Annotated in this window: 1 protein-coding gene; it reads right to left on the bottom strand. The window is 44.8% G+C overall.

Annotation, left to right across the window (positions count from 1 at the left end; all coding sequences use genetic code 11):
- Positions 1–140 precede the first annotated feature (140 nt).
- Positions 141–1,193, bottom strand: a 1,053-nt coding sequence (locus tag ACTXGO_RS14130) for an SLC5/6 family protein (RefSeq protein WP_459112938.1), incomplete at its 5' end; no start/stop codon positions are given.

The raw sequence follows: 1,193 nt of genomic DNA, 5'->3' as shown, positions 1-1,193 counted from the left end.
ACCCCGAGTGTTATCGCAGGCCAGATCAAAATATAAAGTCCATAGATAAAAGTGCTATCCATACTGTCTTCTCCTGTTTGCTGATGAATAACGGCTATGACATAAATGACTAGCACTCATACTCTAACCGTCATTTTGTATTAAATCTTTGGTACTGGCTGCACTTTGGCTTTTTTATCATAATCACCAACGCGCTGTTTGATGAGATCAAAGTCAAAACGCTCATTACTCATCAAGCTAATGATGATACAAACAACAGCGCTGACACCATAAGCCGTTAAAGAGGCGAGTAGTACCATATAATCACGCAAAAACCCTGTTGCAAATATCAGCATCAAGATAAAAGTGATGGCAGCGGCGACGAGGCCCATCTTGCGACCTAAGAAGCCAAAAACCATCAATCCAATAACGACAGCTGCACCGACGCTTGCCATAACTTCGAAGAATAGAGCGGTAAATCCAGTAATAGAGACCAGCTCAAAACGGGCAATACAGAAGAATAACAGTGCTACTAGTACCGCGGCAGTAAAGGCAGTATTGGTGACGCGATTCCAGTACACGCTAGCGATAACAGGGAATACAACCGCGCCCCATAGTGCGCCGACAAATACGAGCATGACTAAAATATCAAGCTTAAAGCTTGCAAATATCAGTCCTGCTGCCGTCGCAACAATCATCGTGCCACGACCGACGAGCATCATGGTTTTGGGTTTCACGCCGCCTTTTTTGGCGATGTTTTTACCATAAACATCAGCCATCATAATAGTCGATAGCGCCGACAAATCAGAATCCGCAGTCGAGGATAACGACCCTATGACCAAGATAAAGAACAAGGCAATAAAGACCGGATGCAAGTACATACTGACCATTTGCGGAATCAAGTTGTTCATATTGCCATCGAGAGGCTCGACACCGATAGTGAGTGCCATAAGACCTATCATACCTAGGCCAATAACGATACCTGCGTAGCCGACAGTAGCGGTAACAAAGGTCGCTTTGATCTTGGTTTTGTCAATCGCAAACAGGCGCTGAGTAATCGTCTGATTACCGATAGCATAAGCCAAGACAGCAACGAAAAAAGGTGCGCCCTGTTGCAAAAAGGCTTCAGAGGAAAAGAAGTCTTGCTGCTCTAAAGTCAAATTAGATAAACCACTTACCATAACCTCAGGGCCGCCCATAGAGAACAAGACGGC

The sequence above is a fragment of the Psychrobacter sp. T6-1 genome, from assembly GCF_052258445.1.
The sequence above is the reverse complement of the archived record's forward strand: the minus strand, read 5'-3'. Positions and strand labels throughout refer to the sequence as shown.